The following is a 13278-nucleotide window of genomic DNA, read 5'->3' as shown; positions in this document are numbered from 1 at the left end:
TCGTCTCCTCTGTAGACGGCGCGCGAAGGGCGCCCGGTGACGATGGAGGACGCAATGCCCCGCATTCCCGCAGTGGCCCCGGCGGACGCGAGCCCGCTGGTGAAGGTCGCCTACAAATATGCTGCCCACAAGTTCGACGAGGTGCCCGAGCCGTTCACCGTGCTCGCCCATCACCGCAAGCTGTTCGTCGCCTCGGCCCGGCACGAGCTGGCGGTGCAGAAGGCGTCGACCGTGCTTCCCGCGAATGTGCGGGAGATCGCCGTCTACCGCGTGGCGTGGACGATCGGCTGCTCGTGGTGCGTGGACTTCGGCACGATGCTGCAACGCCTCGACGGCCTCGACGTGGAGCGGCTCCAGCACATCGCCGATTACGCCGACTCGCCCGCGTACAGCGAGGACGAGCGCGCGGCCATCGCATACGCCGACGCGATGACGGCGACGCCCACCACGGTCACCGACGAACAGGTCGCAGACCTCGAGCGCCGGTTCGGCCGGGCCGGTGTCGTCGAACTGTCCTACCAGATCGGCATCGAGAACATGCGCGCCCGGATGTACTCGGCGCTGGGCATCACGGAGCAGGGTTTCGGCACCGATTCGTGCCGGGTGCCGTGGGCCGACGACGCCGCGGTCACGAAGGAGGGTCCGGGAGCCTGATCCCGCCGAACTTCTCCGGATTGGCGATGTCGTACGCCGCGTAGACGAGTCCGTCCCGGACGGTGAACCCACCCACTCGCGGCGGCGAGCTGCGGTGGGCCTCGTCGCCGGTCAGTGCGGCACTGAAGAAGCCCAGCTGGCCGTTGACCAGGGCCGGCTGCATGACGGTGAACACCGCCGGCCCGTATCGTTCGATGAGACCGAGGAAGAAGCGGGCGAACTTGTCCGCGCCGCGGATGACGTTGACGGCGGTGCTCGTGGTGCCGTTGGCGTCGCCGATGACGAGGGCGTCCGGGTGCAGCGCCGCGATCACCGCGTCGAGGTCGCCGGCGGCGAGTGCCTCGAGCAGTCGCTGCACGGCGAGCGCATGCTCCTCGTCGGGAACGGCGGGTGTGGTTGCGGCAGCGGCCTTGCGGGCCCGCGAGGCGAGCTGACGCGCCGCGGGCGTCTCGATTCCGAGAATCCCGGCTACCTCGTCGAACGGCACCCCGAAACCGTCGTGCAGCACGAACGCGACCCGTTGCGCAGGGGTGAGCGTGTCGAGCACGATCAGCGCGGCGAGGCGGTTGTCCTCGTCCCTGACGACCGCTTCCAGCGGGTCCGGCTCAGCCGACGGCGACAGTCCGGTGACGATGGGTTCCGGAAGCCATTGGCCGACATACTGTTCCCTCCGCACCGCGGCCGACCGCAACCGGTCGAGGCAGATCCGCCCGACCACCGTCGTGAGCCACGGCCGGAGGTCGCGGATGTTCGCGGCGTCCGCGTCGTCGAGTCGTAACCACGACTCCTGCACGGCGTCCTCCGCGTCGCTGACGCTTCCCGTCAGCCGGTACGCTACGGAGAGCAGATGCGGCCGGTGGGACTCGAATTCGTCTACCAGCGTCGCAGTGGGCATGCCGATATCCTACGTGCGGTCCAGACATAAAATCCGTCGTGTGCGTAACCGTTGACCCTGGTGGTGGGTCCGGACGTATGGTGTGGCGACCACACCACGTCCAGGGAGTCTGCCATGTTCCAGTGTTTCGGCTGTCGTAGCTGACCTGGCTTTTTCGCACCCCTTTTTCTTCTGCACATCCTGCTCACCCGTCCTGCGTCCGCCGGGCGGGTTCGGGAGTGCGCTCGCACGACCCGCCGCTTCGTCGTGTGCGGGCATCACACACTAGGAAGACCTTCGATGATTCGTCCACGTTTCGCGCGGACTCTGGCCGCAGCGGCCGCCCTTCTCACGTTCACCAGCCTCGCTGTCGCGTGCTCCGGTTCCGAGACCACCACGACAGCCGACGGAAAGACGGTGTTGCGCTACGAGGGGACCACGGGACAGGTCTCGTTCCCGGAACTCGCGGCCGACCTGGGCTACTACCAGAAGGTCGAACTGAACTGGATCGGCGACACCACCAGTGGGCCGCAGAGCATCCAGAATGCCGCCACGGGGCAGACCGACTTCGGTGGCGCGTTCAACGGTGCGGTGTTGAAGCTGGCCGCGGCCGATTCGCCGATCACGTCCGTCATCGGCTACTACGGCTCCGACAAGGAGACGTTCAACGGGTACTACGTGCTCGACGGAAGCCCGATCACGTCGGCACGTGACCTGATCGGCAAGAAGGTCGGCATGAACACGCTCGGCGCACACCACGAGTTCCTCGTGCGTGAGTGGCTGGCACGGGAGGGGCTGACCCCCGACGAGATCAAGCAGGTCGAGTTGACCGTGGTTCCGCCGGTGAACACCGAACAGGCGCTGCGGCAGGGTCAGATCGACGTCGGCACGCTCGGAAGCGTGTTCCGCGACAAGGCGGTCGAACGCGGCGGCATCCGCCCGCTGTTCACCGACGAATCCATCTTCGGTTCCTTCACCTACGGTTCGCTGCTGTTCCGCGACGACTTCATCGCGAAGAACAAGGACGCCGTCGCGGACTTCGTGCAGGGCACGGCACGCGCGATCCGCTGGACCCAGACGACTCCGCGCGACGACGTGATCGCGAAGTACAAGGACATCATCACCAAGCGCGGCCGCAACGAGACCACCGACCTCGTCGGCTACTGGAAGTCGCCGGGTGTGGCTGGTCCCGGCGGCGTGATCACCGACAAGGAGATCCAGACCTGGATCGACTGGCTGGTCCGCAACGGGGAACTCGAGGACGGCAAGCTCACGCCCGCCGACGTCTACACCAACGAGTACAACCCGTACGCCAACGGCACGTACCCCGCCGACAGCGGCCCCGACGGACAAGCGCTGGCCGCCAAGTGAACTCCACCCCGGATCCCCACGAGAAGAAAGTGACGTCGATGTCCCACTCCCGGTTCCGGCGCGGCGCCGTGCGCGCCCTCGCGGCGACCGCAGCACTGTTCACGTTGGCCTCGGGAGTGGCGGGGTGCGCCGGCTCGTCGGACACCGCCACCACCGAGGACGGAAAGACAGTGCTGCGCTACCAGGGGTGGGCCGGGGACGTGGGATTCCACGAACTCGCCGAGGACCTGGGGTATTACGACAAGATCACGCTCGAATGGGTCGGCGACACCACCAGCGGCCCGCAGGACATCCAGTCGGCGGCCACCGGTGACATCGAGTTCGGCTCGGCATTCAACGGCGCCGTCGTCAAGCTCAACGCCGCAGGGGCACCGATCACGTCGGTACTGAGTTCCTACGGTGCGGATGCCGGCGAGTACACGGGATACTTCGTGCTGGACGGCAGCCCCATTCGCTCGGCGCGCGACCTGATCGGCAAGAAGGTCGGGATGAACACGCTCGGTGCGCACCACGAGTTCCTGGTCCGGGAGTGGCTGGCCCAGCAGGGGTTGACCCAGGACGAGATCAAGCAGGTGGAGCTGACCGTCGTCCCGCCGGTGAACAACGAAGCGGCCCTGCGCGAAGGTCAGATCGACGTGGCCGCCATCAACGGGATCTTCCGCGAAACAGCCCAGGAGCGTGGGGGTATCCGGCCGCTGTTCACGGACCGGGATCTGTTCGGCGCATTCAGCTACGGAACCTACGTGGTGCGTGACGACTTCCTGGCGAAGAACAAGGACGCCGTTGCGGACTTCGTGCAGGGCACGGCCCGGGCCATCCGATGGACCCAGGTGACTCCGCGTGAGGAGGTCGTCGCACGGTTCAAGAGCATCATCGGCAAGCGTGGCCGCAACGAGAGCGACGAGGCCATCGACTACTGGCGCAGCTCCGGGATTCCCGTGGCCGGGGCCGTGATCCAGGAGAAGGAGCTGCAGACCTGGATCGACTGGCTCGTCCGCAACGGTGAGCTCGACGAGGGCAAGTTGACCGCAACCGACCTCTACACCAACGAATTCAACCCGTACGCCAACGGCACGTTCCAGCCCGAGAGCGGGCCCGACGGAGAAGTACTGGAAGGACAGAAATGAGCACCACCGCCTCGAACCCCGATCGGGTTCAGACGCCCAAGCTCCGCCTCGAGCACGTCACCAAACAGTTCGACGTGCGAGGGTCCAAGGACAAGTTCACCGCGATCGAGGACATCGACATCGATCTCGCGGACGGCGAATTCCTCGTCCTCGTCGGGCCGAGTGGTTGCGGGAAGTCCACGCTGCTCGACCTGCTCGGCGGACTCAGCACCCCCACGTCGGGCCGGATCCTGCTCGACGGGCAGCCGGTGACCGGGCCGGGTCTCGACCGCGGAATCGTCTTCCAGCAGTACGCACTCCTGCCGTGGCGGACGGCCCGGCACAACATCGAGTTCGGGCTCGAGGCCAAGGGACTGCCCAAGAAGGAACGGCGCGAACTCGCCGAGCACTACCTCGAGCTCGTCGGTCTGAAGGGCTTCGGCGACCGGTACCCGCACGAGCTGTCGGGCGGCATGAAGCAGCGCGTCGCGATCGCCCGCAGCCTCGCGTTCGATCCCGAGGTGCTGCTGATGGACGAGCCGTTCGCGGCGCTCGACGCGCAGACCCGTGAGTCGCTGCAGGACGAACTGCTGCGCATCTGGAAGGCCACCGGCAAGACCATCCTGTTCATCACGCACGGCATCGACGAGGCCATCTACCTCGGGCAGCGGGTCGCCGTCCTGACGTCGCGGCCCGGCCGGGTGAAGACGTTCGTCGACATCGACATCGACCGCAGCGGCGAGGACGTCCGGTCCAACGAGCAGTTCCGGCACTACCGCCACCGCATCTGGACGCTGCTGCACGGCGAAGTGGAGCGTGCACAGGTAATCGAGAAGGAGGAAGCACATGTCTAGCGCCCTCGCGTCACCGGAAGCTCCCGTCGCAATCGATCGGCCCGGGACGTCGGCTCCGTCGCCCGCTTCCACCCCGCCGCAGCCGGGTGCCGTTCAGCGTGCTGGTGCGGCACTGCGTCCGATCGTCTGGCGGATCCTCAAGCCGTCCGTCGCGATCGTCGCCTTCCTGGCACTGTGGGAGATCGCTCCGCGGGTCGGTTTCGTCGACGAGGTGTTCCTTCCCCCGTTCACCACGGTGGTCGAGGCATTCTTCGATCTGGTCAAGAGCGGTGAGCTGTGGCAGCACGTGTCCGCCAGCCTCTCCCGCGCCCTGATCGGATTCTTCGTGGCGGTCGTGATCGCGATCCCGCTGGGCATCGCGATCGCCTGGTACCGCCCGGTGTCGGACTTCCTGAACCCGATCCTGGAGCTGTTCCGCAACACGGCGGCGCTGGCGTTGCTCCCAGTCTTCATCCTGATCCTCGGCATCGGTGAGGAGTCCAAGATCGCCCTGGTGATCTACGCGTGCACCTTCCCGATCCTGCTGAACACGATCTCCGGTGTGCGCACCGTCGACCCGTTGCTGATCAAGTCGGCGTCCTCGCTGGGACTGTCGCCCGTGCGCCTTTTCCAGAAGGTCGTGCTGCCCGCCGCCGTTCCCACCATCTTCACCGGAATCCGCATGGCGGCGGCGTCGTCGATCCTCGTGCTGATCGCCGCCGAGATGGTCGGGGCCAAGGCAGGCCTCGGCTACCTGATCACCGCCTCCCAGTTCAACTTCCAGATCCCCAACATGTATGCGGGCATCGTCGCCATCTCGGTTCTCGGGCTGACGCTCAACGCCGTTCTCGTACTGATCGAACGCAGGCTGTCCCGCTGGCGGGTCTAGTCACTTACCGGAAAAGAAACTCCACATGTCACAGGATTCCCAGTTCCACCTCAACGCCTTTCTCATGGGTGTGGGACATCACGAGGCCGCGTGGCGCCATCCCCGCACCGAGGCGCACCGCGTTCTGGACGTCGCACACTTCCAGGAACTCGGCCGGATCGCGGAGCGGGGCAAGCTCGATTCCGTGTTCTTCGCGGACGGTCTCGCCGTCGGACCGCGGATCAAGCACAACACGCAGGCGATCTTCGAGCCCGTCACGTTGCTGTCGGCGATCGCCGTCGCCACCGAACACGTGGGACTGATCGCCACGGCCTCCACGAGCTACTCCGACCCGTACAACCTGGCACGCAAGTTCACGTCGCTCGACCACATCAGCGGCGGCCGGGCAGGGTGGAACATCGTGACCTCGGCCGGTGCGGACGAGGCGGCGAACTTCGGCGTCGACGGCATCCCCGCGCACAGCGGACGGTACGAGCGCGCAGAGGAATTCGTCGACGTCACGCTCGCCCTGTGGGACAGCTGGGAGGACGGCGCGGTGGTGCTCGACCCGGAGACCGGCGTGTTCGCCGACCCCGGCAAGGTCCACACCATCGACCACGACGGGCCGCGGTTCCGGGTCAAGGGGCCGCTCAACTCGCCGAGGTCCGCCCAGGGGCGGCCGCTGCTGGTGCAGGCCGGCTCGTCCGAGAGCGGCAAGGAGTTCGCCGCGCGGTACGCCGAGGCCGTCTTCACCGCACAGCGCACCCTGGAGCAGGGTCAGGAGTTCTACCGCGACCTCGAGGCGCGTGTCGTCAAGCACGGCCGCAATGCCGGCGACCTGAAGGTGCTCCCCGGCATCGTGCCGTTCATCGCGGACACCGAGGAGGAGGCGAAGGAGCTCGAGCAGTCGTTCACCGACCTGATCTCGCCCGAGTATTCGCTGCGGCAGCTGTCCACGATGCTCGGTGTCGACCTCACGAAGCATTCCCTCGACGCCCCGCTTCCGCCGCTTCCGCCGCTGGACGAGATCCAGGGCAACAAGAGCCGCTACCAGCTGGTGAAGGATCTCGCCGCGGACGGTTCGCTCACCGTCCGGCAGCTGATCGGGCTGCTCGGTGGCGGACGCGGGCACCGCACGTTCGCCGGCACGCCCGAACAGGTGGCCGACGAACTGCAGACGTGGTTCGAGCAGGGCGCGGCCGACGGTTTCAACATCATGCCGCCCTACCTGCCCGGCGGACTGGACGACTTCGTCGACCGTGTCGTCCCGATCCTGCAGCAGCGCGGACTGTTCCGGACGGAGTACACGGCGACCACACTGCGCGGTCACTACGGTCTCACGGACGTCGGTAACCGGTTCGCGGGCGCGGTCGACGAAGCGAGCGCATGAGCGGCGAGACCGGTCTGAAACCTCTCGTCACCACCGTCTTCGTCCCCGCTGCGATCTTCGGCATCGGCCAGGGGGCCGCCGCCCCGGTCATGGCACTGACGGCCCGCGAACTGGGTGCGTCCGTGGCCGTGTCCGGGCTGATCGTCGCGGTCGTCGGGCTCGGCGCCGTCCTGGGCGACCTGCCCGCAGGCCGGATCGTCGCCAGGTTCGGGGAGCGGCGGTCCATCATCGGCGGCAGTACCGTCGGCGCCGCCGGAGTGCTGGTCTGCCTGCTCGCGCAGACACCCTGGATGCTGGGTGTGGGCGCACTGCTGACCGGGCTCGCCAACGCCGTGTGGGGGCTGGCCCGCCAGAGCTACCTGGCCGACGCCGTGCCGATCGGGCTGCGCGCCCGGGCGATGTCGTCGTTCGCGGCGATGTGGCGGCTCGGCTTCTTCGTGGGACCGCTGCTCGGTGCCGCCGTGATCCTGGTGGTCGGCGCCCGGGGCGGATTCATGGTGCAGTTCGTCGGCGTCGTGCTGTCCGGATGGCTGATGTCGAGAGTCCCCGACCCGCCGAGGTGCCCCGCAGGCACCGCCGGTACCCACGCGACGCTGCCGTCGATTGTGCGCCGGCACCGGAAGTTGCTGGCCACACTCGGCGCCGGGTCGCTCCTGATGGGGGCGGCCCGCGCCTCGCGGGAGGCGGTGCTGCCACTGTGGGCTGCCCATCTCGGACTCGATGCCGCCCAGGTCAGTCTCGTCTTCGGAGTCGGAGCGGCCGTCGATCTGCTGTGCTCGTATCCGGCCGGACACTTCATGGACCGGTACGGCCGCCGGTTCATCGCGGTGCCGTCGCTTCTGGTGATCGGGGCGTCCTACCTGGCGTTGCCGTTTTCGCACGACCTCCTGTCGATCGGTGTCGTCGCCGTCCTGATGGGAATCGGCAACGGGCTCGGCAACGGCGTGATCATGACGCTCGGCGCCGACATCGCCCCACCGGCGACGCGCGCCGAATTCCTCGCCGCCTGGCGGCTCACCCACGACACCGGCATGTTCGCCGGACCCTTCGGCGTCGGCACGCTCGCCGCGGTCGTTCCGCTCGGGGCTGCCGTCGCCGCGATCGGGGGAGCGGCGCTGGTCGGCGCCGGACTCCTGTTCCGGTTCATCCCGGTCTATTCCCCGTGGCCACCGCAGACCGCGTCGGAGCCCGGTTCCTCACCGCTCGAAAAACAGGAAGCATAGGTACATTCGTTTCATGCGCTTCGGATTGTTCGTTCCTCAAGGTTGGCGACTGGATCTCGTCGGAATCGATCCCTCGGATCAGTGGTCGGCGATGCGCGACTTCGCGCTGCGCGCCGATCAGGGTTCGTCCTGGGATTCGCTGTGGGTCTACGACCACTTCCATACCGTCCCGGCACCGACGGAGGAGGCCACGCACGAGGCGTGGACCCTCATGTCCGCGTTCGCGGCGGTCACCTCGCGGGTGCGTCTCGGCCAGATGTGTACGGCGATGAGCTACCGCAACCCCGCCTACCTCGCGAAGGTCGCCGCCACCACCGACCTCATCTCGGGCGGACGCGTCGAGATGGGCATCGGCGGCGGCTGGTACGAGCACGAGTGGAAAGCGTACGGATACGGATTCCCCTCCGCCGGTGTGCGTCTCGGCCGACTCGACGAGGGCGTGCAGATCATGCGTCAGGCCTGGACCAACGGCACCGCGACCCTCGAAGGCAAGCACTACCAGGTCGACGGAGCCATCGTCCGCCCACTTCCGTTGCAGGAAGGCGGCATTCCACTGTGGATCGCCGGCGGCGGCGAGAAGGTGACGTTGAAGATCGCGGCAAAGTACGCGCAGTACACCAACTTCGACGGCACACCCGAGGGCTTCGCGCAGAAATCCGAGATCCTGCGGAAGCACTGCGACACCGTCGGCACCGACTTCGGCGCCATCACCCGCTCGGCCAACTACAACGTCGCGATCGGCACCACCGAGGCGGAGGTCGAGCAGCGGTTGCTCACCCTGAAGGACCGGCTCACCCCCCACGTCGGCGCCGAGGCCGCCGAGGGTGCGCTGGGAGCCTTCCGCGGAATGCCCGGCGTGGGAACGCCGGAGCAGATCGTCGAGAAGCTGTCGGTGCTGAAGGAGCAGGGCATGTCCTACGGCATTTTCTACTTCCCCGAAGCCGCGTACGACACCTCGGGCATCGAACTGTTCGAGAACGAAGTGCTGCCCGCGCTGCGTTGATCGGCAGACCGCGTCACCGGGCATAGAGTGGCGGGCATGTTCGTCGTCACCCTCGCTGCCGACAACGTGTGGCTGAGCCCGCCGGTCGTCACCGACATCGACGAGATCTGCGCGGCGTGCAGCGACGCGTCGATGGCCGAGTGGACGACGATGCCCGCGCCGTACGGCCGCTCGGACGCCGAGCAGTTCGTGCGGCAGACGGTGCCGTCCGGCTGGGCCGACCGCAGTCCCACCTGGGCGCTGCGCGAACGCGAGGACGGTCCCGTGCTGGGGATGATCGGACTGATGGCTCGGGACGTGACGGCGGCGGAGATCGGATACTGGCTGTCGCCGGCGGCACGGTCGCGGGGTCTCATGACGACCGCGGTGAACCTGGTGTGCGATTTCGCGTTCCGGCCGGACAGCCTGGGGCTCGAACGCATCGAATGGCGCGCGTTCGTCGGCAATCTCGACTCGGCGGCGGTCGCCCGCCGGGTGGGCTTCCGGTTCGAGGGCATCCAGCGCGCCGGGCTCGTGCAGCGCGGCGTCCGGCGCGATTCGTGGGTGGCCGCCCTGCTCGCAGGCGACCCGCGGCAACCGGCCGAAGGCTGGCCCGACTAGCGGTCGATCAGCGCAGGCCCTCGGGAAGGTCGTGCTCGGACACCGCGACTCGCTGCTCGGGGCTGGTCCGGATCTGCTCGGACTCGGGGATCCGGCTCTGCAGGAAATCCCATTCGACCTGATCGATGGCGTCCTCCGCGCGGGAACGCACCGCCGCGTCGCGGGTGCCCCACGCGATCGGCATCGGGCTGACCATCTCCCACGTGGCGGCGTCGCTGTGGGTGCTGCGGTCGTTCAGCAGGGCGACGGACGGCACCCGGTCGCCGACTCTCTGCTTCTGACCGGTCCGGATCGGAACGTTGCGGGTCACGAGGGCGTACGACGCCCGGCCCGCGGAGGGCTTCGCGACATCGATCAGCGACAGCAGGGTGACCGCGCGGGGATGGACCTCCGAGACGACGGCAGGCACCAGCGGGCTCTTCGCGTACAGCTCCTCGATGCTGCCGACCTTCTTCGGCACCCAGAACGCCACCCACACGGACGTCAGTGCGGCGATCGCCACGACGACACCGAGGATGATCGACCAGGGGTGGGCGAGCAGGATCAGACCGACAGCGGCGGCCGCGAACAGCAGCGCCACCACGATCGCCGACACCTGCAGGCGTCGCATGTCGGCGAACGTCTGGTTGACAGACTTCGCGTAGGGCCGGTCGACGGTGAACTCGAAATGTCGCACGGCCCCAGCTTAGAGCCCCCGGTCCGGGGACCGGCGGTTACCCGATGGCCGGGCCCAGCAGGTCGTCGGCGTCGGTGATCCGGTACGCGTACCCCTGCTCGGCGAGGAAGCGCTGCCGGTGTGCGGCGTACTCGGCGTCGAGCGTGTCGCGGGCCACCACCGAGTAGAAGTGGGCCTGGCCGCCGTCGTGCTTGGGTCGCAGCAGCCGGCCCAGCCGCTGAGCCTCCTCCTGGCGGGAGCCGAACGTACCCGAAACCTGGACGGCGACAGACGCTTCCGGCAGATCGATAGAGAAGTTCGCGACCTTGCTGACGACCAGCTTCTGGATCTCACCCGCCCGAAAACGGTCGAACAGTTCCTCCCGCTCCTTGTTCTTGGTCGACCCCTTGATAACCGGGGCGTTCAACGCCTCACCCAGTTCGTCGAGCTGGTCGAGGTACGCGCCGATGATCAACGTCGGTGCGTCGGTGTGCCGTTCCAGGATCGACTTCACCACCGCGATCTTGGTGTGCGCGGTGGAACACAGCTTGTACCGTTCGTCGGGTTCGGCGACGGCGTAGGACATCCGTTCGGCGTCCGTCAGGGTCACCCGCACCTCGACGCAGTCGGCGGGCGCGATCCACCCCTGCGCCTCGATGTCCTTCCACGGCGCGTCGTACCGCTTGGGTCCGATCAGCGAGAACACGTCGCCCTCACGGCCATCCTCGCGCACCAGGGTGGCGGTGAGGCCGAGGCGTCGACGGGACTGCAGGTCGGCGGTCATGCGGAACACCGGTGCGGGCAGGAGGTGCACCTCGTCGTAGATCACGAGACCCCAGTCGCGGGAATCGAAGAGTTCCAGATGCTTGTATTCGCCCTTGGTGCGCCGGGTGATCACCTGGTACGTGGCGATCGTGACCGGGCGGATCTCCTTGCGCTCGCCCGAGTACTCGCCGATCTCCTCCTCGGTGAGCGACGTGCGCGCGATCAGCTCGCGCTTCCACTGCCGTCCCGCGACCGTGTTCGTCACCAGGATCAACGTGGTGGCCTTCGCCTTGGCCATCGCCGCCGCACCGACCATCGTCTTACCCGCGCCACAGGGCAGGACGACGACGCCGGACCCGCCCGCCCAGAACGAGTCGGCGGCCATCTCCTGATAGTCGCGCAGGTGCCACTGGCCGTCCGCGGACCCGGGGGACGTGCCGTCGAAGTCCAGGTCGATGGCGTGCGCCTCGCCGTCGACGTACCCGGCAAGATCCTCCGCCGGCCAGCCGACCTTGAGAAGCAACTGCTTGAGACGGCCGCGCTCGCTCGGGTGGACCACGACCGTGTCGTCGTCGACCCGGGCACCAAGCATCGGGGCGATCTTCTTGTGCCGGGTCACCTCGGTGAGGACCGCGCGGTCCAGGCTGACCAGCGTCAGACCGTGGGCCGGGTTCTTCACCAGCTGCAGCCGCCCGTACCGGGCCATCGTGTCGACGATGTCGACCAGCAGCGGCTGGGGCACCGCGTACCGGGAGAAGTTGACCAGCGCATCGACCACCTGCTCGGCGTCGTGTCCGGCGGCGCGCGCGTTCCACAAGGCCAGCGGGGTGATCCGGTAGGTGTGGACGTGTTCGGGCGCGCGCTCGAGTTCCGCGAACGGCGCGATCGCCTGGCGGGCGTCGTTCGCGCGTTCGTGATCGACCTCCAACAGCAGGGTCTTGTCGGATTGGACGATCAACGGTCCGTCGGTCACGGAAGCCTCCTCGAAAATGCGGTGCCGGATGTAGCCAGCCTGTCCATTGTCCTGATCTGAGCGACACCGCGCCACGTCGCAGCCTCCGACGCGGCCCGATACCTGCACATCCGCGGCGGTCGGGGCCTAAATTGAGGTGCAGCCGGATGGATCGACCCAGAGACGAGGCTCGCGATGACCCAGCCCCCCGACGACCCCAACCGTCCCGATCCGAACGTCCCCGGCGAATCGCCGAACAACCCGCAGCAACCGTACCCGCAAGGTGGGCCGCAGCAGCCCTACCAGCAGGGGCAGTACCCGCAGCAGCCGTACCCGCAGGGGCAGTACGGGCAGCAGCCCGGTCAGTATCCGCCGGGCCGATACGGGCAGCAGCCCGGTCAGTACCCGCCCGGCCAGTATCCGCCGCCGCCGAAGAAATCGCGGAAAGGCCTGTTCATCGCCCTCGGCGTCGTCGCCGTCGTGATCCTCGCCGCTGTCGCCGCGTTCGCTGTGTTCGCCGTGAAGAGCGCCGACGAGAACGCGCTCGACGTCGGCGACTGCCTCTTCTTCGAGTCCGCGTCGACGACCGCCGCCGACACCTCACACGAGAAGCGAGACTGCTCCGACAGCGAGGCCACGTACGAGGTGGCGCAGAAGAACGACGGCGACGTCCAGTGCGCGGAGGACTACTTCTCCTACACCCTCGTGGGTGAGGACAAGGACGTGCAGACCACACTCTGCCTCGTTCCGAACATGATCGAGGGGTCCTGCTACCTGCTCGAGGACGACGGCCGGATCGTGCCGTCCGACTGCGCCGACGCGCAGACCGTGAAGGTCGTCAGACGCGCGGACGGTGAGAACGACGAAACCCTGTGCAACGAGTTCGACACCGCATTCCCCATCGCGTTCTCCGAACCCGAGCGCACGTACTGCATCGAGGTCAATCTGGGTGGCTAGCGCCGCGTGAGTACTTGTTAACCGCGG

General features: G+C 67.6%; 13 protein-coding genes. 10 read left to right on the top strand and 3 right to left on the bottom strand.

All coding sequences use genetic code 11. From position 1 onward, the window contains the following. The first annotated feature begins 54 nt into the window (after positions 1 to 54). Positions 55 to 654, top strand: a complete 600-nt coding sequence (locus GO592_RS24915) for a carboxymuconolactone decarboxylase family protein (protein WP_005244202.1) — start codon at positions 55 to 57, stop codon at positions 652 to 654. On the opposite strand, the gene GO592_RS24910 is transcribed toward GO592_RS24915, so the two are convergent. Continuing rightward, entirely contained in the window at positions 629 to 1549 is a 921-nt protein-coding gene (locus GO592_RS24910) for a sigma-70 family RNA polymerase sigma factor (RefSeq protein WP_007301120.1), read from the bottom strand. The two genes, GO592_RS24915 and GO592_RS24910, sit on opposite strands and share 26 nt — an antisense overlap. A gap of 279 nt (positions 1550 to 1828) precedes the next feature. On the opposite strand from GO592_RS24910, the gene GO592_RS24905 reads away from it, so the two are divergent. Genes GO592_RS24905 through GO592_RS24870 form a run of 8 tightly spaced genes read left to right on the top strand, consistent with a single transcriptional unit; the run spans position 1829 to position 9922 of the window. Beyond that, positions 1829 to 2899: an ABC transporter substrate-binding protein gene (locus GO592_RS24905; RefSeq protein WP_007301121.1), complete on the top strand. Its 1071-nt coding sequence runs from the start codon at positions 1829 to 1831 to the stop codon at positions 2897 to 2899. A 38-nt stretch (positions 2900 to 2937) separates the two neighbouring features. Beyond that, complete coding sequence (locus GO592_RS24900) at positions 2938 to 4026, top strand: ABC transporter substrate-binding protein (RefSeq protein ID WP_082325063.1); 1089 nt, start codon at positions 2938 to 2940, stop codon at positions 4024 to 4026. Then, on the top strand, positions 4023 to 4859 hold the full coding sequence (locus GO592_RS24895; RefSeq protein ID WP_005244194.1) for an ABC transporter ATP-binding protein: 837 nt from the start codon (positions 4023 to 4025) through the stop codon (positions 4857 to 4859). The genes GO592_RS24900 and GO592_RS24895 overlap by 4 nt, the downstream gene beginning before the upstream one ends. Next, a complete protein-coding gene (locus GO592_RS24890; RefSeq protein WP_007301123.1) occupies positions 4852 to 5727 on the top strand; it encodes an ABC transporter permease in 876 nt (291 codons plus the stop codon). Before GO592_RS24895 ends, GO592_RS24890 begins: the two co-directional genes overlap by 8 nt. 25 nt (positions 5728 to 5752) lie before the next feature. Further along, positions 5753 to 7096: an LLM class flavin-dependent oxidoreductase gene (locus tag GO592_RS24885; protein WP_007301124.1), complete on the top strand. Its 1344-nt coding sequence runs from the start codon at positions 5753 to 5755 to the stop codon at positions 7094 to 7096. Beyond that, complete coding sequence (locus GO592_RS24880; RefSeq protein ID WP_007301125.1) at positions 7093 to 8319, top strand: MFS transporter; 1227 nt, start codon at positions 7093 to 7095, stop codon at positions 8317 to 8319. Before GO592_RS24885 ends, GO592_RS24880 begins: the two co-directional genes overlap by 4 nt. 13 nt (positions 8320 to 8332) lie before the next feature. Further along, entirely contained in the window at positions 8333 to 9322 is a 990-nt protein-coding gene (locus tag GO592_RS24875) for an LLM class F420-dependent oxidoreductase (RefSeq protein ID WP_007301126.1), read from the top strand. 36 nt (positions 9323 to 9358) lie between these two features. Beyond that, positions 9359 to 9922 carry a GNAT family N-acetyltransferase gene (locus GO592_RS24870; protein ID WP_007301127.1) on the top strand — a complete coding sequence of 188 codons (564 nt, stop codon included), beginning with the start codon at positions 9359 to 9361 and terminating at the stop codon, positions 9920 to 9922. A 7-nt stretch (positions 9923 to 9929) separates the two neighbouring features. Here GO592_RS24870 and GO592_RS24865 read toward each other — a convergent pair whose 3' ends face one another. Both GO592_RS24865 and GO592_RS24860 read right to left on the bottom strand, forming a co-directional pair. Further along, complete coding sequence (locus tag GO592_RS24865) at positions 9930 to 10598, bottom strand: DUF3239 domain-containing protein (protein WP_005255262.1); 669 nt, start codon at positions 10596 to 10598, stop codon at positions 9930 to 9932. Positions 10599 to 10635: 37 nt separating this feature from the next. Further along, positions 10636 to 12315, bottom strand: coding sequence for a DNA repair helicase XPB (locus tag GO592_RS24860; RefSeq protein ID WP_007301128.1), 1680 nt, complete (start codon positions 12313 to 12315; stop codon positions 10636 to 10638). A 174-nt stretch (positions 12316 to 12489) separates the two neighbouring features. On the opposite strand from GO592_RS24860, the gene GO592_RS24855 reads away from it, so the two are divergent. Beyond that, entirely contained in the window at positions 12490 to 13251 is a 762-nt protein-coding gene (locus GO592_RS24855) for an LppU/SCO3897 family protein (protein ID WP_007301129.1), read from the top strand. The last annotated feature ends 27 nt before the right edge of the window (positions 13252 to 13278 follow it).

The sequence above is a fragment of the Rhodococcus sp. 21391 genome (genome assembly GCF_016772255.1).
In the GTDB taxonomy this organism is placed as follows: Bacteria; Actinomycetota; Actinomycetes; order Mycobacteriales; family Mycobacteriaceae; genus Rhodococcus_F; species Rhodococcus_F opacus.
This window is presented reverse-complemented; position numbering and strand designations above follow the sequence as displayed.

Excerpts from the sequence above, each read along its gene's own strand:
- GO592_RS24910 (WP_007301120.1), bottom strand. The coding sequence starts at position 1,549 with ATGCCCACTGCGACGCTGGTAGACGAATTCGAGTCCCACCGGCCGCAT.
- GO592_RS24855 (WP_007301129.1), top strand. The coding sequence starts at position 12,490 with ATGACCCAGCCCCCCGACGACCCCAACCGTCCCGATCCGAACGTCCCC.
- GO592_RS24915 (WP_005244202.1), top strand. The coding sequence starts at position 55 with ATGCCCCGCATTCCCGCAGTGGCCCCGGCGGACGCGAGCCCGCTGGTG.
- GO592_RS24895 (WP_005244194.1), top strand. The coding sequence starts at position 4,023 with ATGAGCACCACCGCCTCGAACCCCGATCGGGTTCAGACGCCCAAGCTC.
- GO592_RS24880 (WP_007301125.1), top strand. The coding sequence starts at position 7,093 with ATGAGCGGCGAGACCGGTCTGAAACCTCTCGTCACCACCGTCTTCGTC.
- GO592_RS24905 (WP_007301121.1), top strand. The coding sequence starts at position 1,829 with ATGATTCGTCCACGTTTCGCGCGGACTCTGGCCGCAGCGGCCGCCCTT.
- GO592_RS24890 (WP_007301123.1), top strand. The coding sequence starts at position 4,852 with ATGTCTAGCGCCCTCGCGTCACCGGAAGCTCCCGTCGCAATCGATCGG.
- GO592_RS24900 (WP_082325063.1), top strand. The coding sequence starts at position 2,938 with ATGTCCCACTCCCGGTTCCGGCGCGGCGCCGTGCGCGCCCTCGCGGCG.
- GO592_RS24875 (WP_007301126.1), top strand. The coding sequence starts at position 8,333 with ATGCGCTTCGGATTGTTCGTTCCTCAAGGTTGGCGACTGGATCTCGTC.
- GO592_RS24870 (WP_007301127.1), top strand. The coding sequence starts at position 9,359 with ATGTTCGTCGTCACCCTCGCTGCCGACAACGTGTGGCTGAGCCCGCCG.
- GO592_RS24885 (WP_007301124.1), top strand. The coding sequence starts at position 5,753 with ATGTCACAGGATTCCCAGTTCCACCTCAACGCCTTTCTCATGGGTGTG.